The sequence below is a fragment of the Flavobacterium tistrianum genome, from assembly GCF_003254545.1.
GTDB classification, from domain to species: Bacteria; Bacteroidota; Bacteroidia; order Flavobacteriales; family Flavobacteriaceae; genus Flavobacterium; species Flavobacterium tistrianum.
On record NZ_QJRH01000072.1, the window covers coordinates 214,062 to 236,086 of the forward strand.

The following is a 22,025-nucleotide window of genomic DNA, read 5'->3' on the forward strand; positions in this document are numbered from 1 at the left end:
ATTTACAAAAAATTAACAATATTATTAATACACATAAGCTACAGCTTCGTACTTACCATCTGCTTTTTCAACAATGCTAACAAAAGGATAACCATTTGAAGCCGATTTAGATTTAATTCTCATAGCAGTCTGGTTCTGATTTGCAATTGGCGGTTCACCCTTTGTCCTTGTTGAGACTCCTGTAAAACTAGCTGCCTGTTTCAGTCCTATTGTTTTGTCTTGTGGAAGAACAGTTACCATTTTGTAATCGTCTTTTGAATCTACTACTATTTTATCAGAAACTTTTTGTGTTTGTTTTGTTTCTTTATTTGTAATAGATGAAACTGCATATTTACTGATTTTGATTTCTTCAGAACTTCCGTTTAAAGAATAATAAACAAAACCATTCTCGTTTTTAATAAAATTTACATCAAGCTGTTCTCCGTTGTGTTTTGTAATTTGATGTGTCTGCGAAATTGCTACGTTTGCAAATAATAATGCTACGGCGAAATATAAAATTTTCATGATAAATTAGATTTAAATTAAAAATTGTCAGACCTGAAATTTAAAAACTAAACTTTCACTCAAATTCAACATTATGGAATTTTGTACATTATGACACCATTTGAAAAAATATCTTTTACGGGAAATATTATCAAATCTACATCATAATAAAAATGAGAACATAAAATTGTTTTCTTAGGAAATCAGTTTTGAAAATCTATTATTATAAAAATTACGAGTTTCTAAAAACAATAAATTTCAACTTAGATTCTTTTCGGCAAATTTTAATTTTTTACAAAAATCATCTCTGACTTTTGGTATTGAGTTAAAAATAGCAGTTTTATAAACAATTGTGTGTTAACAACCCGTTAAACTGACCAAAATAACAGTAAAAACTAAAATAAAGACCGTAAATAAACGATAATTCAAAAAATAAGTTATCTATCAATTAAGTTTTAAAAACGTCTTAAAATCAATTTATGAAGGTTAAAATTAATCTATAAAAACTATGGTTTATATATTTTTAATCATTTTTATAAATAATAATTAAAAATTAAGTTTTATAAAAATTAATAATTAAAATTTATAAGCAAAAAATCGAAATCGAAAAATTAAAAAATAATCAAAAACTATAGTTTCAACTTTCATAGTTAATTTTATAAATAATAATTAAAAACTAAATTATATAAAAAATAATAATCAAAACTTATAATCATAAAAATTGAAGTCAAAAATTAAAAAAATAAGAAAAAACTTTAATTTTAGATTTTTGCGAAGAAAATTGGAATTAAAAAAGTAAAAAATCAAAATAAAGAGTTTTACTGAATGAAAAAAGAAAAAAGGTCTTCTCTATTCGACTATTTTTTATTTTACCTTAAAAATAATTTATGAAGGTCACTTTTAATCTATTAAATTAATTAAAATTTTAAAATTAATAGATTCTATAAATAATATATAAAAGCTATTAAAAATATAAAATCACATTATTTAAAACTATACTTTGAAGTATGATAGCAAAATTGGGAGCTAAAAAAGGTAAAAATTAAAATAAAGGCTTTTAATAAATCAAAATTTAAAAATTGAATTAGTTATCCAACCTTTTTTTATTTTTGATTAAAATCAATTTATGAGAGTCACTTTTAATCTATAAAAATTATAAAATTTTAAATATCGATAGTAAATCTATATAATAAAAAAAAGCGCTTATAAAAGCGCTTTTCATAAATTTAGTTGATATTACTTCTTCACCATTTCAGAAAGAATTTCAATTTCTCTTTCCGAAGCATTTTTTGGTGGATTTGAATATAATTTCAAAATTTCATCTGAAAACTGATTTCTCAAATCTTCACTTTCAATATCTCTTAAATTTAAAAGTGCTTTTGATCTTACATAAGTTGATTCACTTTTTAAAGACATTGAATATAATTTCTTAATATCATCTTCTTCAAAATCGGTAGATTTCCAGTTTGAATATTTTAAAATAAACTGAGAAAACAACAGCGAAGCCTTATTATTGTTGATATTCTTCTTTAAAGAATTCTGCAAAAGAGAAAAAGTAGAGATGTTTTTTATGTTCTCTCCTATCGCACTTTCAATTGCAATTCTTTCAGCTTTAGTTTCAACTTTAAAATATTTGTTGATATCTTTCAAAGAATTATTAATACTGTTTTCTTCTTTTTTACCTTTTTCTTCCCAAGCATCTTTCAATCCAACTGTTTTGTTAAACACTAATTTTGAAGGAGTTGAGTCTTTATCAACAGTAAAATATCCTAAACGTTGAAACTGGAATTTGTCTTCATTTTGAGCTGTTGATAAACTTGGTTCAACATATCCGGTTACAATTTCTAACGAATTTGGATTCACAAAATCTAAGAAATTTTTCTCTTTATAACTGTCTGGAGCTTCATCTGTAAACAAACGATCGTACAAACGAACTTCTGCTTCTAAAGCATGCTGAATTGAAACCCAATGCAATGTTCCAGATACTTTTCTTTGGCTTGCTTCTGTTCCGCTTCCGCTTAGAGAATCGGTATCATACGTTACATGAATTTCAGTAATATTACCTTCTGAATCTTTTACAACTGATTCACCTTTAATGATATAAGCATTTTTAAGACGAACTTCTTTTCCTAAAGTCAAACGGAAAAATTTAGCTGGAGCTTCTTCCAAAAAGTCTTCTCTTTCAATGTATAATTCACGAGAAAAAGGTACTTTTCTGAAACCAGCATTTTCATCTTCCTGATTGTTTTCAGCTTCCAACCACTCCTCTTTTCCTTCTGGATAATTGGTAATTACCAATTTTACAGGATCTAAAACAGCCATTACACGAGGTGCAATTTTGTTCAAATCTTCACGAATACAGAATTCTAAAACTGATACATTTATTAAATTATCACGTTTTGCAATACCAATTGTATTAGCAAAATTACGCAAAGAAGCTGCTGTATAACCACGTCTTCTTAATCCAGAAATAGTTGACATTCTTGGATCATCCCAACCGTTAACATGCTTTTCTTTAACTAGTTGCTGTAATTTTCTTTTACTAACAACAGTATGTGATAAGTTACGTCTAGCAAATTCTCTTTGCTTTGGACGCAATTTATTTTCATCAAAAATTTGATCTAAAAACCAATCGTATAATTCACGGTGAGGCAAGAATTCTAGTGTACAGAATGAATGTGAAATTTGCTCTAAATAATCACTTTGACCGTGTGCCCAATCGTACATTGGATAGATTTTCCAAGCATCTCCTGTTCTGTGGTGATGTTTGTGTAAAATTCTATACATAATTGGATCACGCATTAACATGTTTGTTGATTTCATGTCAATTTTTGCACGAAGAATATGTGTACCAGCCTCAAATTCACCGTTTTTCATTCTTTCGAACAAATCTAAGTTTTCTTCAACTGAACGATTTCTGTATGGACTATCAGTTCCTGGAGTTGTTGGAGTTCCTTTTTGGATTGCCATTTCTTCAGAAGTCTGACTATCAACATAAGCTTTATCCTTTTTAATTAATAAAACTGCCCAATCATACAATTGTTGGAAATAATCAGATGCATAACATTCCTCTGCCCATTTGTAACCCAGCCATTCTACATCTTTTTTAATAGCATCAACAAATTCCTGTTCTTCTTTTTCAGGGTTTGTATCATCAAAACGTAAATTCACAGGAGATTGATAATCAATTCCTAAACCAAAATTTAACGCAATAGAACTCGCGTGCCCAATGTGTAAATAACCATTAGGTTCTGGTGGAAAACGAAAGCGAAGTTTAGTATTTGAAAGACCTGATTTTACGTCTTCCTCTATGATTTGTTCAATAAAATTGAGTGATTTCTCTTCTGATGCCATTATTTTATAGTAATTTTAGCAAAGATAAAAAAAAGGTTTCAGGTTTCAGGTTTAAAGTTATTTAACTAGCGCAAAACCTGAAACTTTAAACGTGAAACAACATAAAAATGGGAGTTATTAAACTTAAAAACATTCGTACTTTTTCTTACCACGGATGTTTAATTGAAGAAGGAAAAATTGGATCTGATTACACTGTTGATCTAAAAATTAAAACCAATTTACAGAAATCAGCAGAAACAGATCATCTTTTAGATACTGTAGATTATGTACATTTGAACAAAATTGTGACGGAAGAAATGGCAGTTCGTTCGCATTTATTAGAACATGTAGCTAAAAGAATCAATATTCGCGTACTGGCAGAGATAGAAACAGTAGAAAAAACAACAGTTTGGGTTTCTAAAATTAATCCGCCTATTGGTGGTGATGTTGAGTCAGTTACTATAAAAATGACGGAAATTAGAAAGTAATGTTCAAAATTAAAATCGTAAAATTTTAAAATAGTTACTATGAAACTTTTGAAATTTAAAGATTTTAGTTACTTTTGCCAACCGTTCAAGTAATGGCGTCGTGGCCGAGCGGCTAGGCTGGGCTCTGCAAAAGCTCCTACTCCGGTTCGAATCCGGACGATGCCTCAAAACCTTCAAAGCAATTTGAAGGTTTTTTTATGTCTAATTTTTAGAAAAAATTAATTAAAATATACGTTCGAACCCAGACGATGCCTCAAAACATTCAAAGCAATTTGAAGGTTTTTTTATGTCTAATTTTTAGAAAAAATTAATTATTAAAGCTTGTAAATAAACCCGACAGGTTTTAAAAACCTGTCGGGTTTGCTATTTTACCACAATCTTGTCATTTCGACGAAGGAGAAATCTCCACGAGAAGCTCTACAAAGATTGGATAATTGTTGCGGAGTTACTTGCGGAGATTTCTCCTTCGTCGAAATGACAAACAAAGTCAACTTTTTCAAAGTCCTTATGAAATTACTTTGTTCCTCGAAATGACTTATAAACACAAAAAAACCTCTGAAATTCAGAGGTTTAATTTTATAATTTTGAGTTATTAACAACTATTTCTTTTCTATTCTTTCGAAAGCATTTTTAACCATTTCTTTCTCTTTCGGAAACCATCCTTGAATTACTAAAGCAAATCCGAAAATCATTAAAACCACGCTAATTCCTTTTTTAATTTTAAGAATATTAGTTGGAGTCATTTTTGATTTCAACTGTTTGGCTAATAAAATCTTAGCACAGTCAATTAACAAATATGTGATAATTACAGCAGTAAAAAATGTCATCATTCTTGGAGTCTGCATATCTAATTTTGGTCCAACAGAAATAATAACGGCAAGCCAAAAACCAAGAACACCAATGTTGATAACGTTCAATAAAAAGCCTTTTACAAATAGACTGCCGTAGTTTCTTTTTAGAATATCACGATCAATTTCTTCATCGTTTATTTTTTCTTCTTTCTTTAGCTTTACAAACGAAATAATACCATAAGTAAGCATAATTATTCCTCCAAAAATAAAAAGTGCTGGATCGTCTTTTAAACTAGAAATCAATCTATAACTTCCAAGATAAGCAATAGCTATAAAGAAAATATCTCCTAAAACTACGCCAAAATCAAAAACAATTGCAGCTCTGAATCCTTTTGTAATGCTGGTTTCTAATAAAACAAAAAATACAGGACCTACCATAAAACTAAGAACAAGTCCCCAGGGAAGTCCCGCTAGAATATCGTTAATCATCAATTACTACTTGTTATTTTACTTCTTCTATTTTACCACCAAAAACAGTTTTCTGGTTTATTTGCTTTGGTTTTCCATAAATGTAAATAGAGCCTCCTGCGCTCACTTTTGCATCGACAAGGGTTGAAGCATTAACATCTGCTTTTCCTCCCGCAGAAACGCTTACAGTTGTCTGAGATGTGCTAAGTTTACTTGCTAGTAAATAACCTCCAGCTCCTAAACTTGCATCTTGATTAGCAGCCTTTCCAGTTAATGTAATTTTACCTCCAGAAACTGAGCTTACTTTTAGCTTATCAACATCCAAATCAACATTTATAAGACCGCCTTCCTGAGCACTCACTTTAAAAGAAGTAGCTTTGATAGCTTCACTACTCTTTACTTCAGCTCCTTCGTTTACATCAATCAATTCGATGTGTTTATAGTACAAAGTTATATCAAGATCATTTCCAGAAAGAAGTTTTGGAAAAGGCATTCTTAATTTTAAAATACCATTTTTATTAACAGCTTCAACTTCTGCTTCTCTTGTTCCTTTTATTACAATTTTATTCTCAGATCCTTGAACCAATTTTACACTTAATTTATCAAATACTTTTACGGTATCAAAATCACCTAACTGTTTGGTAACCTGACCAAAAGATATTTGTACAAATAAAATTGCTGCTCCTATAATTAGCTTTTTCATACTTTTATTTTTAAATTAATATTTATTCTGCACGTCTTAAAAAATGAAAATCCAGTTGTTTTTTCACTAAGTCGGCATTTTTTACTTTCACATAAATTTCGTCTCCTAATTGCAGTAAACGGTTTGAAGTTGCTCCAACCAATGCATATTGCCTTTCGTCAAAAGTATAGTAATCTTCTTTTATTTCTCTGATTCTTACCATTCCTTCGCATTTGTTAGAAACGATTTCAACATAAATTCCCCATTCGGTCACACCAGAAATAACTCCAAGGAATTCTTCATCCTGATGATCCTGCATGTATTTAACCTGCATGTATTTGATACTGTCACGCTCAGCATTTGTTGCTAAGTTTTCCATGTTTGAACAGTGCAGACATTTTGTTTCGTAAGTCTCTTCATCTACAGAAGCTCCTCCATCTAGATAATATTGCAGCAAACGATGTACCATTACGTCTGGATAACGACGAATTGGCGATGTAAAATGGCTGTAATAATCAAAAGCTAAACCATAATGACCAATATTATCTGTAGAATATTTGGCTTTACTCATACTTCTAATAGCAAGAGTATCAATAAGATTTTGTTCTTTCTTACCGTTTACTTCTTCCATTAAAGCATTTATTGATTTTGCTATATCGCCTTTTGTTCTAAAATCAATTTTATAACCAAACTTAGCAATAACAGTTTGCATTGCAATCAGTTTATCTTCATTTGGTTCATCGTGAATACGGTAAACAAAGGTTTTCTTTTGTTTTCCAATATATTCAGCCACTTTTCTATTAGCCAAAAGCATAAATTCTTCAATCAAATGATTCGCATCTTTTGATATTTTAAAATATACTCCTTCTGGTTCTCCTTCTTCGTTAAGATTAAATTTCACTTCCACTTTATCAAAAGAAATAGCGCCTTGCTGCATTCTTTTCTTTCTTAAAATCTTAGCTAATTCATCTAATTTCAAAGTAGCTTCAACAATTTCATCTGAAACAACGTAAGATTCTCCAGTAATAGAAATATCAACTGGAATCGCATTATTTCCTTTTGTCTCAATAATATGCTGAGCTTCTTCGTAAGCAAAACGCTGATCTGAATAAATTACTGTTCTTCCAAACCATTGGTTGATAACCTGAGCTGTTGGAGAAACTTCAAATATTGCAGAGAATGTGTATTTCTCCTCATTTGGACGAAGTGAACAAGCAAAGTTAGACAATACTTCCGGAAGCATTGGCACTACTCTATCTACCAAATAAACCGAAGTGGCTCTCTGATAAGCTTCATCATCAAGGATTGTTCCTTCTTCCAAGTAATACGAAACGTCTGCAATATGAATTCCGATTTCGAAGTTTCCGTTTTCTAACTTTTTGAAAGACAAGGCATCATCAAAATCTTTTGCATCTTTTGGATCTATCGTAAATGTGAGCGTATCACGCATATCGCGACGTTTTGCAATCTCAGATTCCTGAATCGAAGTATCCAGTTTTTGTGCAAATACCTCTACTTCAACAGGAAAATCTGCTGGCAAACCGTATTCAGCCAAAATAGCATGAATTTCAGTATTATGTTCTCCAGGTTTTCCTAAAACTCGAATTACAGATCCAAACGGACTATCTGCTCTTTTTGGCCAGTCTTCAATCTTAACCAACACAACATCACCGTTTTCAGCTTCACCAATTTTATCTTTAGGGATAAAAATATCGGTATACATTTTAGGATTTGCAGTAGAAACAAAAGCAAAATTTGGCTGCATATCTATTACACCTACAAACTCTGTTTTATCTCTTTCTATAACTTCAATTACTTCACCTTCAGGTCTTTTTCCTTTTCTTCTGTTATAAACGTAAACTTTTACTTTGTCTTTGTCTAAAGCACGATTCAAATTATTGGTCGGAATAAAAACATCTTCTTCAAACTCGTCACAAATAAAATATGCCGTTTTTCTGCTCGTCATATCAATTGTTCCTTCGTAGTAATCCTGGCTAATGGCTTTTACTAAGTATTTTCCAGGTTCTGCTTCTATAATTTTCTTCTGAGCTGCGAGAATCTTTAGATCTTTTATAATCTGATTTCTGCTTTTTGTATCATCAAGTTCTAGCTTTGCTCCTATCTGTTTGTAATTGAATGGCTTATTAGCATTTTGCGATAAAATCTTTAGGATCTTCCCAGAGAAATCTTTCTCTTTTTTTATCGGCTTTCTAATTTTCTTACTCATATATCTTTTCTAATAAGGTTTAAAATTACGAATAAGAAATCAGATTACAGATTTTAACAAATAGAATTATTAAAATTATAACTTTTCGTACATTTACAAAAAGACCTAAAATGGAAAGCTTTAAAACGATCGCCGTATTCAATTATCTGCACGAAACCGTAGTTCTCAAACACTTACTAGAACAAGAAGGAATTCCTTATTTTTTCGAAAATGAAATGACGCTCTCTGTCATGCCATTTTACTCCAACGCACTGGGCGGAATCAAACTCAAAGTTCATCCAAACGATTTCGAAGAAGTTCAGCAAATTTTGGACAATCTCAACAATCCTCTCAAAATCGTCTGAAACAAAAATTCAAAAATCAATTCCAATTTCAAAAATCAATTTCAAATCAGAAGTAAAATTCAATTCAAAAAATAAAATTTTTCAATTTCAACTTTTTTAGTTTTCAACATATATTAAATACAACAAAAAAGATTTTTAAAAATTTAAAAAAATTTGGTTGTTATTATAGCTTGTTAATATGTCGAATAATTTTTTTTTTGAAGCCATTGAAATCTCGTTTTACTTATTTATTCTGAGTTATCAACATAGTTATTTTTGGTTAAATGATTAATTTATAAGACTTTTTGTATTTTAATTAACAACGGTTGACAACCAAAATTGAATTGATTTTGTAGATAAGTTGATATGTTGATTTCTGTTGAAAATGGTATTTTTGATATTGATAACTTTTCCAAAAATTCACGAAACTTTTCTTGCATATTTAATTTCACTTTTGGATTATGAAATTTTTGTAAACAACCAAAAAAAACTTCTAATTTTCTTTTCGAACTTATTAACATTTTCTGTTAACTTAAAGTTAATTGAATATCAAGCAATTACAAACCGCTATTAACACCTCAAAATTTTAACAAATATTATGTTTATTCTTCATTGATTGTGAGATAGTTATATACTTATTAAAATTGTTAATAACCTATAAGATTTTGACAGTAAGATAGTTGAGATTAGCCACGAATTCACGAATTTTTCAAATACTTTGACGAAGTAAAGTTATAGAATTTTAAGATTGTTGATTATTCGTGAATTCGTGGCTGAAATCTATATTTTCCTTTCTAAAAAAGATTTACTTCCGTATTCTTTAATTAAATTTGCATAACACAACTTAATAGTAATAGAAAAATGAAAATTTCGATAGGAAACGATCACGCAGGTCCAGAATATAAAAAAGCAATTGTTGAAATGCTGAAAGCTAGAGGATATGAAGTAACTAATTACGGTACAGATACTGATGCTTCTGTAGATTATCCAGATTTCGGGCATCCCGTTGCGAATGATGTATCTGAAGGAAAAGCTGATTTTGGAATTGTAATCTGCGGAAGCGGAAATGGAATAGCAATGACTGTTAATAAACACCCGAAAGTGAGAGCTGGCTTATGCTGGACTAAAGAAATCGCTTATTTAACACGTTTACACAATGATGCCAATATTGTGAGTATTCCAGCGAGATTTACATCTATTCATCAAGCTGTTGAAATTGTTGAAACTTTCTTGGATACAGCTTTTGAAGGCGGAAGACACCAAAATAGAGTGAATAAAATTGCTTGCGCATAAAAAGTCAAAAAAAAATTCGGTGCTTCGCACCTATTAATTAACACACCGGGCCGATTTTTAATTTGCTCGGTTTTTTATTTTAAGTATTTATTATTCAGTGTTTTAAAATGTATTTTTTGAGTTATCAACAATGTTAATATCTACTTTTTATAGTTTAAATAAGCAATTATAAGTGCTAATTGAATTCCTAAAATCACAACGAACTTTACAATAAAAGAAGTTTTACTCGTTTTATGTCTAAATAATAACATCGCTGTTAATAACCCTGGTGAGCCACCCGTTAAAGCCATGATAAACAAGGTTTTTTCAGGAATTCGTCGGTTATTTTTTCTAGCTTGGTATTTGTCATATCCCGCGAAAATAAAAACGAGAATGTTTATAAATAAAAAATATAGTAATAAAACTTCCATTGTCTTAAAATTAAAAACAAAGATATTATTTTAGCCGAATGATTTACTATTTTGCAGAAACGCTTTAACAAGTAAATTATATCATTTTTAAGTAAGAAAATCATTTCATTAAAAAGTATGACTAATATTCAATTCATTGCCAAGTCTGTTCAGGCGCCAGCAGCAAGTATTCAAAACACAGTTAAATTATTAGAAGAAGATTGTACGATTCCGTTTATTTCGCGATACCGAAAAGACGCAACCGGAAACCTTGATGAAACTGTAATTGAACAGATTGCAAAACTGCAGAAAGAATACGATACACTTATAAAACGTAAAGAAGCGGTTTTAAAATCGATCGAAGAGCAGAAAGCGCTTACGCCAGATTTGAAGAAAAAAATTGAAGACAGTTTTGATTTACAAGAAATAGAAGATTTTTACCTTCCGTATAAAAAGAAGAAAAAAACAAAAGCCGATGTGGCGCGCGAATTCGGATTAGAGCCTTTGGCAAAATTAATAATGTCTGAAAGCGATGTTGATTTTGATTTCATTTCGACGCAATACATTAATGAAAATGTTATTAACGAAGAAGCTGCCATTCAGGGTGCAAGAGACATTGTTGCCGAATGGATTAACGAAAATATCTATGTTCGTAAACAATTAAGAAGATTGTTTCAGCGAAAAGCGACGATTGCTACAAAAGTGGTTAAAAAGAAAGCAGAGGAAGAAGGTGCGCAAAAGTTCAACCAGTATTTTGATTGGGAAGAATCTTTGACAAAAGCGCCAGCGCACCGTTTATTAGCAATGCTTCGTGCAGAAAATGAAGGTTTTATAAAAATGAAAATTGATGTTGATATCGACGATGCCTACGATGTTATAGACGAAATTATCATCAAAAAACAAAACAATTCAACATCACATTTGCAGCTGGCAATTGAAGATAGTTATAAACGTCTATTGAATCCAGCAATTGGAAATGAAACTTTGCAAGAAGCAAAAGCAAAAGCTGATGCTAATTCTATTCAGGTTTTTGCTAACAATTTAGGTCAGTTGTTATTGGCTCCTCCATTAGGCGAAAAACGTATTTTGGCAATCGATCCAGGATTTAGAAGCGGTTGTAAAGTAGTTTGTTTAGACGAAAAAGGTGATTTATTATACAACGAAACCATTTATCCGCATGCGCCTCAAAATGAGGAAACAATGGCGATCAAGAAAATCCGTTCGATGGTAAACGCGTATCAAATTGATGCTATTTCTATTGGAAATGGAACAGCTTCGCGCGAAACCGAATTTTTCATCAAAAAAATTGCGTTCGACAAACCAGTTCAGGTTTTTGTGGTTTCTGAGGCAGGAGCTTCAGTTTATTCGGCTTCAAAAATTGCGAGAGAAGAATTTCCAGATTATGATGTAACCGTTCGTGGTTCGGTTTCTATTGGAAGACGACTTTCAGATCCTTTAGCCGAATTGGTAAAAATCGATCCGAAAGCCATTGGAGTAGGGCAGTATCAGCACGATGTTGACCAGACGAAACTTAAAGAAGAATTGGATAGCACGGTAATTCGCTGCGTAAACTCGGTTGGAATCAATATTAACACTGCTAGTAAACATTTACTAAGTTATGTGAGTGGAATCGGGGAGAAGCTGGCTGAAAACATCGTTCAATACCGTTCTGAAAACGGACCTTTTGAAGATAGAAAACAGCTGAAAAAAGTGCCTCGTTTAGGAGACAAAGCGTATCAGCAAGGGGCAGCGTTTATTAGAATTACAAATGCTAAAAATCCGTTGGATAATTCGGCGGTGCATCCAGAAGCTTATCCGGTTGTTGAAAAGATGGCGAAGGATTTGAATATTTCTCTAAACGAATTAATTGCAAATAAAGAAAAAACAGCGCTTATTAAGCCAGAAAAGTATGTAACACCAGAAATTGGTTTATTGACGCTGAAAGACATCATAAAAGAGCTTGAAAAGCCTGGTTTGGATCCAAGAAAGTCTGCTAAGGTTTTTGAATTTGATGCGAATGTAAAATCAATCAAAGATTTGAAAACAGGAATGATATTGCCAGGAATTGTTAATAACATTACCAACTTTGGCTGTTTTGTTGACATCGGGATCAAAGAAAGTGGTTTAGTGCATATTTCGCAGTTAAAATCGGGCTATGTAAGCGATGTAAACGAAGTTGTGAAACTGCATCAGCATGTAGATGTGAAAGTGACTGAGGTTGATGAGGATAGAAAGAGAATTCAGTTGACGATGATTTTATAAAAAATTCCAATTTTCTAAATTCCAAATTCCAAAATGGTTGGAATCTTTAAATAAAAAAATCCCAAATTACGAATGTAATTTGGGATTTTTAGTTTATAAATCAAATAATTATATTTTTATAAATTTTTGAGAGGTTTCTCCGCTGCCAGCTTTTATTTTAATTAAATATAAACCTGATGCAAAAGAACTAACATCTATAGAATTATTTACATTTTCTTTTGTGTAAATCAATCTTCCTAACAAATCATAAATTTTTACAGAGTAGTTTGAATCTTGTAATGAGTTGATATTTAATGTGTTTTTTACTGGATTTGGCCATAGAGAAAATGATTTGTTTTCTTTGATAAAATCTTCGTTTGATAAGACAACTTCTGTTCCTTTTAGTTGAATTAAAGAAGTAGAATTAGTATTTCCTCTGTAAGAAGTAAAATCTCCACCTATTATTATTTTACCATTGGATTGCAGATTTATAGAATTAACAGACGTAGAAGAAGAATTATCAAATTCTGAAGCTCTAGTGTCTATGCTTCCATCAGTATTTAAACGAATTAAGTGTACAGATTGGTACCCTTGGTAGCTATAAAAACTACCGCCAACTATTATTTTTCCGTCTTTTGGCAAGGCTATAGATAAAACAGAATTACTAAATCCAGATCCAATGTTAAAGGAGCTGTCTTTGCTCCCATCAGCATTTAAACGAATTATATAATTTTGATTTGCCCCTTGAAAGTAACTAAATTTACCACCAACAATTATTTTACCATCAGCTTGTACAACGATAGAATGAACATCGCCTATTGTATAAAGACTACCAAACCCAGTTCCAATATTAAAAGAACTGTCCTTACTTCCATCAGCATTTAATCGAACTAAATAGTTTTGACTAACTCCTTGGTAGTTTTTAAATTTACCACCAACAATCAGTTTACCATCACTTTGCAGAGCTACAGATAAAACAGGAGCATCAAATCCAGTTCCAATATTAAAGGAGGTATCTACAGATCCATTAGAATTTAAACGAATTAGATATCTAGAAACAACCCCTTGATATTCAGTTATATCACTTCCTACAATTATTTTTCCATCAGGTTGAACTACAATTGAGTTAACACTGTCTGAGTCATCATAACGACGGACGAAACCACTTCCTGTGTTAAAAGAGGTATCTTTGCTTCCATCAGCATTTAAACGAATCAAGTTTTTTTGATTAATACCTTGATAGGCATTAAAGTAACCACCCACCATTATTTTTCCATCTGTTTGAATAGCTATAGATTTAATGATACCTTGAGTACCATTATAAGAATAAAAAAAGCCGGAGCCAATATTGAAAGATTTATCGATGGAATTGTCCGTGTTAAAGCGTATAAGATTACTTTGAAGAGTTTGTTGATAATTAGTAAATTTACCACCAACTATTGTTTTTCCGTCGGTTTGTTGTGCAATTGCATAAACAGTATTGTTAAATCCATTTCCTGTTTCAAAAGTAGTATCTCTGCTTCCATCACTATTTATAGATAAAATATTATTTACGGTAATACCTTGGTAATCATCAAAATATCCTCCTGTAAATATTTTTCCATTTTGCTGCACAACAATAAAATTAATGCGATCTGTTTGTCCGTTTCCATAACCAGTTCCTATATCAAAAGAAGGATCTTTGGTTCCGTTAGAATTTAGACGAATCAAATGATTTTGAGAAATTCCTTTATAGTAAAGAAATGCACCCCCAACAATTATTTTACCATCAGGTTGTAAACCTAAAGCTGTTACAGAGGGAGCAAATCCAAACCCTGTTAATATATCAAAAGTTTTGTCTCTTGAACCATCAGGATTTATTCGTACTATTCCATTTTGAGTATCATTAACATATCTCATAAAATAACCACCTGCTACAATTTTACCATCAGGTTGTAATACAACACTATTTACTGTAGCATCAAATCCTGAAGATACGTTAAAAGAAGCATCTTTACTTCCATCTGTATTCAAACGAATTAGAAGGTTTTGTGATAATCCCTGAAATTGAGTAAATTCTCCACCAACGATTATTTTTCCATCATTTTGTAAAACTATAGTTTTTACAGTAGAATTAAAACCGATTCCAATATCAAATGAAGTATCTTTAGTTCCATCAGCATTAAGACGTATCAAATATTTAGTAGCGATTCCTTGATAACCTAAAAATCCTCCTCCAACTAAAATTTTACCATCGTTTTGTTTTACCATGGTAAGTACGGTAGAACCGCCATTTGGATTATCCATAAAACCAGTTCCGCAATTAAATGTAGCATCTTTGCTTCCGTCTGAATTTAAACGAATTATATAATTTTGAGATAATCCTTGAAATTTTGTAAAAACACCTCCCAGAATCATTTTTCCATCATCTTGCAGAATGATAGAAGATATATAATTAGAGTACATTGAGTTACTAAAACCAGAACCAGTACTAAAACTTGTATCTTTTGTACCGTCTGGATTCAAACGAATTAAATTATTTGAAGAATTGTCTCCTCTATAAGAGCTAAAGGCACCTCCTACTAATATTTTTCCATCTGGTTGTGTAGCTGTACAAAAAACATTGCCATTTGAGAATCCCGGATACGATCCATATTCATGTTCAACATCAATTGAATTTTGGGCATCAATTGTTAAGAATTGTAAAAAGAAAAGTAAAAAGTGTAGAGTTTTTTTCATATACATAAGTTTGCGTCAAATATATAGAAATTTTCTCTCAGAAAATTTAGCGAAATTTATAAGCAAAAAAAATCCCAGACTACATTGTAATCTGGGATTTTAATTTTTTCGAATTTCTTATTTTGTTTCTTCTTCTTGTTTTTTAGAAGCAGCAGGTTGATCGTCTTTAGCAGCGTTTTTAAATTCCTTAATTCCACTTCCTAAACCTTTCATTAATTCTGGAATTTTTTTACCTCCAAAAAGTAATATCACAATACCTACGATAACAAGGATTTCTGTAAGACCTAATCTTCCCATGACTAATATATTTAATGCCGAAGCAAATTGTTTTTCTTAATTATTCCGCAAAGGTATATAGAAATATACGAAATAGAAGTATTTTTAGTTTAAAATATTCGTATTAGACCGCGTTAAATATTTTATAAAATCGTAAATTATAGATCTTCATGAAATTTTTCGACTAAATATCATGATGATTAATTATTATATTTGCTAGAATAAAGAAGGATAATGACTCAAAAAAAGAAAAAGAATTTTAGAAAAAAACTGTTCATTAAAAACCGTTTAGTAATTTTAAATGAAGACACTTTTGAAGAAATATTTTCTTTTAGGCTTACTTTAATGAATGTCTTTGTAACGTTTACTTTAGGAGGAATATTTCTAATTTTGGTTACTACTTTCATTATCGCTTTTACGCCCCTTCGCGAATTTATTCCTGGGTATTCGTCAACAGAATTAAAACGAAACGCTACAAGGCTGGCAATAAAATCAGATTCTTTAGAAACGGCTTTGAAACAAAATGAAATCTATATAAAAGGGATTCAGAAAGTTTTGAAGGGGGAACTAGAATATTCAAAATTTAATAAAGATTCTATATTAGCAGAATCTGTTGAAGATGCTTCAGACTTAAATATGAAAGCATCTGATGCTGAAATAAAACTGAGAGAAGATGTCGCTGAAACAGAAAAAGAACTGAAAGCTAAATCTCAAGACAAAAAGAAAAGTGACAAAAAATAATACCACTGAAAATGTCAATTAAGTCAATTGCGGCGAAAATTTTTGCCCGAAAAATATACAAACAAACTCTTAGATGGGCCGAAAAACCTGTTGAAACGCAACAAAAGGTTTTTAAAAGTCTAATAGAAAATGCTCAAAACACTGAATTTGGAAAAGATCATCATTTCAATCAAATAAAAACTTTTGAGGATTTCCAAAAACAAGTTCCTGTAAGGGATTATGAAGATTTAAAACCTTATGTTGAAAAGGTTGTAAAAGGCGAAGCGGATATTCTTTGGAAAGGAAAACCATTATATTTTGCTAAAACTTCAGGAACAACTTCAGGAGCAAAATTTATTCCGCTCACCAAAGAATCGATGCCATATCATATTGAAGCGGCTCGAAATGCAATTCTTCATTATATTAACGAGACAGGAAACGCCGATTTTGTTGACGGAAAAATGATTTTTTTGCAAGGAAGTCCAATTCTAACTGAAAAGTACGGAATTAAATTTGGGAGACTTTCTGGAATTGTAGCGCATTTTGTTCCTAAATATCTGCAGAAAAACAGAATGCCATCTTGGGAAACCAATTGTATAGAAGATTGGGAAACTAAAGTAGATGCTATTGTGGACGAAACTATAAAAGAAGATATGTCGGTTATCTCAGGAATTCCGTCTTGGGTTCAGATGTATTTTGAGCGTTTACAGCAAAAAAGCGGTGGCAAAAAGATTAGCGAAATATTCAAAAACTTTAATTTGTTTATCTACGGAGGAGTAAATTATGAACCTTATCGCGCCAAGTTCGAACAAATGATTGGCAAAAAGGTAGATAGTATAGAATTGTTTCCTGCTTCTGAAGGTTTTTTTGCATACCAAGATTCGCAGAAAGAAAAAGGAATGTTGCTACTTTTGAATTCTGGAATTTTCTATGAGTTTATAAAAGCAGACGAATTCTTTAACGAAAACCCGAAAGTATATACAATTGGTGAAGTTGAGGTAGGAGTAAACTATGTTTTTATTATTTCTACCAATGCAGGGCTTTGGCGTTATAATATTGGAGATACTGTTCAATTTACTTCTTTGGCACCGTATCGTGTTATAGTTTCTGGACGTATTAAACATTATATTTCGGCTTTTGGTGAGCACGTAATTGCTAATGAAGTCGAAAATGCGATGAAAGATGCTGTAAATTCTACCAATATTGTAATAAACGAGTTTACAGTAGCACCGCAAATTACACCTGCCAGCGGTTTACCCTATCATGAATGGCTGATTGAATTTGAAAAAGAACCAGAAAACATGGAAGCTTTTGCGGAAACAATCGATAATTCAATGCGAAAACAAAACATTTATTACGACGATTTAATTACAGGGAATGTTTTAAGAAAAGTAGTGATTACGAAAGTTTCTAAAAACGGATTCCAAGATTACATGAAATCACAAGGAAAACTAGGCGGACAGAATAAAATTCCGAGATTGTCAAATGATAGAAATATAGCGGATAATCTTACAAAATAAAATAATATTTCCAAGATAAAGCAGTTATTTATTCATATGAATTAGGATGAATAAGTAAATGAAATTAAATGAGTCAAGGAAAGTTTCAAAATAAATATCGTATTTCTTCAATAAGAGCGCAATGGTGGGATTATGGTTGGAATGGAGCGTATTTTATAACAATTTGTACACAGGACAGAAAACATTATTTTTGAGAAATTCAAAATAATAAAATGGTTTTATCAGAGGTTGGTATTATTGCCGATATATTGTGGCATCAAATACCCATACACCATAAAAACGTTGAATTGGGTGATTTTGTGGTTATGCCAAATCATATTCACGGAATTTTGATTATCGATAAACAATTGGATAATGCGAATATTGTAAATACAGGGGGCGTAGATACAGGGCATGCCCTGTATCTACCATCATCATCACCAGGTTCGAAACGTTTTCAAAACATTGGAAAAAATACCATTTCGTCAATTGTTGGATCATATAAATCTGCGGTAACCAAACATGCCAATAGATTAGGATATCCGCATGAATGGCAAAAATTATTTTATGATAATATTATTAGAGACAATAATCAATATCAAAGAATTTCCGATTATATTGTCTCAAATCCAGAAAATTGGACAAAGGATAAATTTAAAACAGAAAATAAATCAAAATGATTTAAAAAAAATGATATTGTGGTTACAAGGCATGCCTTGTATTTCCCTACATTTGAGTTTACAAAATTAAATAGCATGAAAGAAACCAAACATATATCAAGATCTAGAGCGCAAGAATCTTCTGCGGCGATAGAAAAAATGTACATTACAATGCGCCATTTATTCAACCGTGGTTTTTATAAACCAATGGGAGTTTCTGGTGACAGTTTACGTGAATCATTACTGGCTTTACGTCCAGAAATTTATGGAAATATTGCCGAAGAAAAAGTCGAATTAAATGGACTTTTGTACGTTATAGAGCGTCTTCCGATTGGAATTGAGCAATGCCGTTTTATCAATTTAACTTCAGATGAAGGATATTCTAAATCGCATTTCCAGCCGATTGTTCCTCCAAAAAGAAGAAGAAATTGTTATAGAATTGACGAAGAACAAATGAATGTCGAAATCACACGCGGACGTTCAGACATTTATGATATCCTGACACATTTAACGTTCATTTTTATTGAATCTCATAAAATCAAAAATAGAGTTTTAATTGACGATGGAGGAGAGGTTTCGCGCGATTGGCAGAAACTGGAGCAATCTGTGATGCAAACCAAAAAGCTGACGCAGATTGAGAAAGAAAAAGCCATTTCTCACGTTGCAAATATTCTAGCGAGAACTTTTGAAGAAGTTTTAGATATTTACGATGCTTTTGGTTCAGAATCTGCGCCAGACCGTTTCCTTCATGTTATTTACTGGTTAGGAAAACTGGCGATTGAAGAAATTGTTGAAAACAACAAACGTACGATAACTTTTAGTCCAGTTTTACGTGAGCGTCTTGGACATCATATTCACGGAGAAATCTGGGCTACAAACATCAAAGAAGTTCTTAAAGCAAACGATTTGCTGAAAAGACCAATTCATGTCATTAGTGCCAATATGCACAGTGTGATGAATTCGATTTTTGCAACGCCATTGTTAAAAACAAAATACAAAGGAAAAACAGATTTCTTTATTTATGAAGAATTAAGCGGTTCAGGTTCAAAAGAAATTAGAGGTCAGGTCGAAGAATTGGCTTTAAAAAACGGAATGATTTCTTTACCAGATTGTTCAGGAACGAATATCGACGTTCAAATTTTTGATACAGCTAAAATTGACTGGTCAAAAACAGCTTTTTCGCATGCTAATGTAGGTGAAGAAAAACCAGTTATAATCGTAATGGATTATGCCTTTGGAGAGCAAGCTTACGAGACTATTGACGAGCTTTTGAAACCATTTAAAAAAGAAACTTTACTAAATGTAAAATCGGTTTCGATTATGGGTAAAGCTGGAATTCTGGAAGGCGGAAAAGGAGATATTATGATCCCTACAGCACATATAAACGAAGGAACAGCTGATAATTATTTCTTCGAAAACGAACTTACAGGCGCAATGTTTGAAGGAAATGATATTGACATTTATGAAGGCGCAATGGTTACCGTTCTTGGAACTTCGTTACAAAATAGAGATTTACTGAAATTCTTCCACGAATCGACTTGGGGTGTAATTGGTCTAGAAATGGAAGGATCTTATTATCAAAAAGCCATTCAGTCAGCATCTAAAATTAGAAAAAGCGTGCCGCATGATATTAAAGTTCGTTATGCTTATTATGCTTCGGATAATCCTTTGGAAACTGGAAGCACACTAGCTTCAGGCGGATTGGGAACAACTGGTGTAAAACCAACTTATTTGATTACTATTAAGATTTTAGAACAGATTTTCAATATTAAATAATAGTAAATGAGTACAAAAGTACCGCAGAATATAGAAGATCAAGAGATTGATATCGTTCAGGTTTCAAAAAGTATTGGTAATTTTTTTAATAGAATTAATGCTAGTATTTTTCGTTTAATTCAATTCTTTATTCGTAATTGGATTATCGTTCTGCTTTTAGTTTTAATTGGTTTTGGTTTGGGATTATTGCTAGATATGACCCAAAAAAAATACAACCATGAAATTATTGTGGCTCCAAATTTTGATAGTACAGATTATTTGTATGCAAAAATTGGTTTAATCTACTCTAAAGTTAAAGAAGGCGATACTCTTTTCTTAAAAAATACAGTTGGAATTCAGTATCCTGAAAGTCTTAAATCTATTGAAATTAGGCCAATATCTGATGTTTATAAATTGATTGAGAATAAACCGGAGAATTTTGAATTGATTAAGTTGATGGCAGATAATGGGGATATCAAAAAGATTATTGAGGATAATCTAACCAGTAAAAATTATCGATATCATAGAATTTCAATTACTACAGATGAATTAACTAATAATAAAAAAGTTACTGAACCTCTTATGAATTTTTTAAATAAAACAGAATTCTATAAAAAAGTTCAGGAAGCAAGATTGGTTAATGTTAAAGAGAAAATGAAACAAAATGATTCTATTATTTCTCAGATTGACGGAATCTTAAAAGAATTTTCTAATACTGCAAATAGCTCTCAAAAAAGCAACAGTTTGGTTTATTATAATGAGAATACGCAGCTTAATGAGGTTCTTAAAACGAAAGGCGATTTAATTAATGAACAAGGTTATCATAGAGTTGAATTAATAGGTTATGATAAAATTATAAAAGATATCAGTACAACATTAAACATTGAAAAAGAAGGTTTCTTTTATGGACACAAGAAACTAATATTTCCTGTTCTATTTGTTTTTCTTTACATTTTACTGCATTTCTTTAAAGCCTTTTACAGAAAACAAAAGTTATTAATTGTAGAGAAAACAAATATTTAAAAATATAACAACAGTATTTATTGAGATAAGATTGTATAAAGATTAAAAACCAAATTAGCCCAAAAATTTAAAATGAAAACAAAACTATTTTTTGCAAGTTTGATTTTACTTGTAACATTTACTTCATGTAAGAAAGAAGCAGATCAAAAACAAGATGAGGTTAAACCAGCTGAAGTTGAAGCAAAAAACAATAATTTCCAGGTGACACTGACAGCAACAGTAAAAACAGACGATCATTTTCAGTTGTATTACAGCCAAGATGCTTATGAGGTTCCGTACAAGGAAGAAAATTCAGTTTGGACAGAAGTAAAAGCAAATGAAAATCCGCAGGACATTGTTTTTAATCTTCCTGAAGATGTAATTCCAAACTATATCAGAATTGATCTTGGAACAAATGAAGGACAGAAGGAAATCATTATTAAAAACTTTAGAATGAAGTATTACAGTAAAAGTTTTGAAGCCAAAGATTCATTATTTTTCAATTACTTTATTCCAAATGACTGCGTAAAAATTGTAGACAAGAAAAACTCAATTGTGCAAAACTTCAAAACAAAAGAAGGAAAATACGATCCGTTATTTTATTCAGAAAAAGCACTTTACGATCAAATTCAATTAATCGTAAAATAATATTTAAGAGCCACAAAAATGTGGCTTTTT

At 31.2% G+C, this 22,025-nt stretch carries 18 protein-coding genes and 1 tRNA gene; 11 read left to right on the plus strand and 8 right to left on the minus strand.

The window, feature by feature from the left end:
• Window positions 1–24: 24 nt before the first annotated feature.
• Window positions 25–504: a hypothetical protein gene (locus DMB71_RS17700; RefSeq protein ID WP_111368326.1), complete on the minus strand. Its 480-nt coding sequence runs from the start codon at window positions 502–504 to the stop codon at window positions 25–27.
• 1,215 nt (window positions 505–1,719) lie between these two features.
• A complete protein-coding gene (locus DMB71_RS17705) occupies window positions 1,720–3,837 on the minus strand; it encodes a glutamine--tRNA ligase/YqeY domain fusion protein (protein WP_111368327.1) in 2,118 nt (705 codons plus the stop codon).
• 107 nt (window positions 3,838–3,944) lie between these two features.
• Here DMB71_RS17705 and folB point away from each other — a divergent pair, with 107 nt between their 5' ends.
• Both folB and DMB71_RS22010 read left to right on the plus strand, forming a co-directional pair.
• The gene (gene folB / locus DMB71_RS17710) at window positions 3,945–4,304 is read left to right on the plus strand and encodes a dihydroneopterin aldolase (protein WP_111368329.1); all 360 of its coding nucleotides are present in this window, start codon (window positions 3,945–3,947) and stop codon (window positions 4,302–4,304) included.
• A 94-nt stretch (window positions 4,305–4,398) separates the two neighbouring features.
• Window positions 4,399–4,469 (plus strand) — tRNA-Cys (locus DMB71_RS22010).
• Window positions 4,470–4,903: 434 nt separating this feature from the next.
• On the opposite strand, the gene DMB71_RS17715 is transcribed toward DMB71_RS22010, so the two are convergent.
• The 3 genes from DMB71_RS17715 to rnr are packed head-to-tail and all read right to left on the minus strand — an operon-like array spanning window position 4,904 to window position 8,472.
• Entirely contained in the window at window positions 4,904–5,584 is a 681-nt protein-coding gene (locus DMB71_RS17715) for a LysE family translocator (RefSeq protein WP_111368330.1), read from the minus strand.
• Window positions 5,585–5,597: 13 nt separating this feature from the next.
• Window positions 5,598–6,266: a head GIN domain-containing protein gene (locus DMB71_RS17720; protein WP_111368332.1), complete on the minus strand. Its 669-nt coding sequence runs from the start codon at window positions 6,264–6,266 to the stop codon at window positions 5,598–5,600.
• Window positions 6,267–6,288: 22 nt separating this feature from the next.
• Entirely contained in the window at window positions 6,289–8,472 is a 2,184-nt protein-coding gene (rnr, locus tag DMB71_RS17725; protein WP_111368333.1) for a ribonuclease R, read from the minus strand.
• A gap of 110 nt (window positions 8,473–8,582) precedes the next feature.
• Between rnr and DMB71_RS17730 the strand changes: the two genes are divergently transcribed.
• On the plus strand, window positions 8,583–8,816 hold the full coding sequence (locus DMB71_RS17730) for a putative signal transducing protein (protein WP_111368335.1): 234 nt from the start codon (window positions 8,583–8,585) through the stop codon (window positions 8,814–8,816).
• Between the two features lie 840 nt (window positions 8,817–9,656).
• Window positions 9,657–10,088 (plus strand): ribose 5-phosphate isomerase B, encoded by a 432-nt coding sequence (gene rpiB / locus DMB71_RS17740; RefSeq protein ID WP_008465784.1) that lies wholly within the window; start codon window positions 9,657–9,659, stop codon window positions 10,086–10,088.
• Window positions 10,089–10,228: 140 nt separating this feature from the next.
• Here rpiB and DMB71_RS17745 read toward each other — a convergent pair whose 3' ends face one another.
• Window positions 10,229–10,498 (minus strand): DUF1294 domain-containing protein, encoded by a 270-nt coding sequence (locus DMB71_RS17745; protein ID WP_111368338.1) that lies wholly within the window; start codon window positions 10,496–10,498, stop codon window positions 10,229–10,231.
• Between the two features lie 117 nt (window positions 10,499–10,615).
• On the opposite strand from DMB71_RS17745, the gene DMB71_RS17750 reads away from it, so the two are divergent.
• Window positions 10,616–12,739, plus strand: coding sequence for a Tex family protein (locus DMB71_RS17750; RefSeq protein ID WP_111368340.1), 2,124 nt, complete (start codon window positions 10,616–10,618; stop codon window positions 12,737–12,739).
• Between the two features lie 108 nt (window positions 12,740–12,847).
• Here the strand turns inward: DMB71_RS17750 and DMB71_RS17755 are convergent, their stop codons facing one another.
• Together DMB71_RS17755 and DMB71_RS17760 are read right to left on the minus strand one after the other, a co-directional pair.
• Window positions 12,848–15,436 (minus strand): T9SS type A sorting domain-containing protein, encoded by a 2,589-nt coding sequence (locus DMB71_RS17755; protein WP_162614845.1) that lies wholly within the window; start codon window positions 15,434–15,436, stop codon window positions 12,848–12,850.
• A gap of 117 nt (window positions 15,437–15,553) precedes the next feature.
• The gene (locus tag DMB71_RS17760) at window positions 15,554–15,733 is read right to left on the minus strand and encodes a Sec-independent protein translocase subunit TatA/TatB (protein WP_008465789.1); all 180 of its coding nucleotides are present in this window, start codon (window positions 15,731–15,733) and stop codon (window positions 15,554–15,556) included.
• A gap of 213 nt (window positions 15,734–15,946) precedes the next feature.
• Between DMB71_RS17760 and DMB71_RS17765 the strand changes: the two genes are divergently transcribed.
• From DMB71_RS17765 to DMB71_RS17790, 6 genes are all read left to right on the plus strand, one after another.
• Entirely contained in the window at window positions 15,947–16,453 is a 507-nt protein-coding gene (locus DMB71_RS17765) for a peptidase (protein ID WP_111368343.1), read from the plus strand.
• Between the two features lie 11 nt (window positions 16,454–16,464).
• Window positions 16,465–17,952 carry a GH3 auxin-responsive promoter family protein gene (locus DMB71_RS17770; protein WP_111368345.1) on the plus strand — a complete coding sequence of 496 codons (1,488 nt, stop codon included), beginning with the start codon at window positions 16,465–16,467 and terminating at the stop codon, window positions 17,950–17,952.
• Between the two features lie 212 nt (window positions 17,953–18,164).
• Window positions 18,165–18,611, plus strand: coding sequence for a transposase (locus DMB71_RS17775; RefSeq protein WP_239452997.1), 447 nt, complete (start codon window positions 18,165–18,167; stop codon window positions 18,609–18,611).
• A 75-nt stretch (window positions 18,612–18,686) separates the two neighbouring features.
• A complete protein-coding gene (locus tag DMB71_RS17780) occupies window positions 18,687–20,366 on the plus strand; it encodes a DUF6909 family protein (protein WP_111368346.1) in 1,680 nt (559 codons plus the stop codon).
• A 6-nt stretch (window positions 20,367–20,372) separates the two neighbouring features.
• Complete coding sequence (locus DMB71_RS17785; RefSeq protein ID WP_111368348.1) at window positions 20,373–21,368, plus strand: hypothetical protein; 996 nt, start codon at window positions 20,373–20,375, stop codon at window positions 21,366–21,368.
• A gap of 72 nt (window positions 21,369–21,440) precedes the next feature.
• Window positions 21,441–21,995, plus strand: a complete 555-nt coding sequence (locus DMB71_RS17790; protein ID WP_111368350.1) for a hypothetical protein — start codon at window positions 21,441–21,443, stop codon at window positions 21,993–21,995.
• Window positions 21,996–22,025 lie beyond the last annotated feature (30 nt).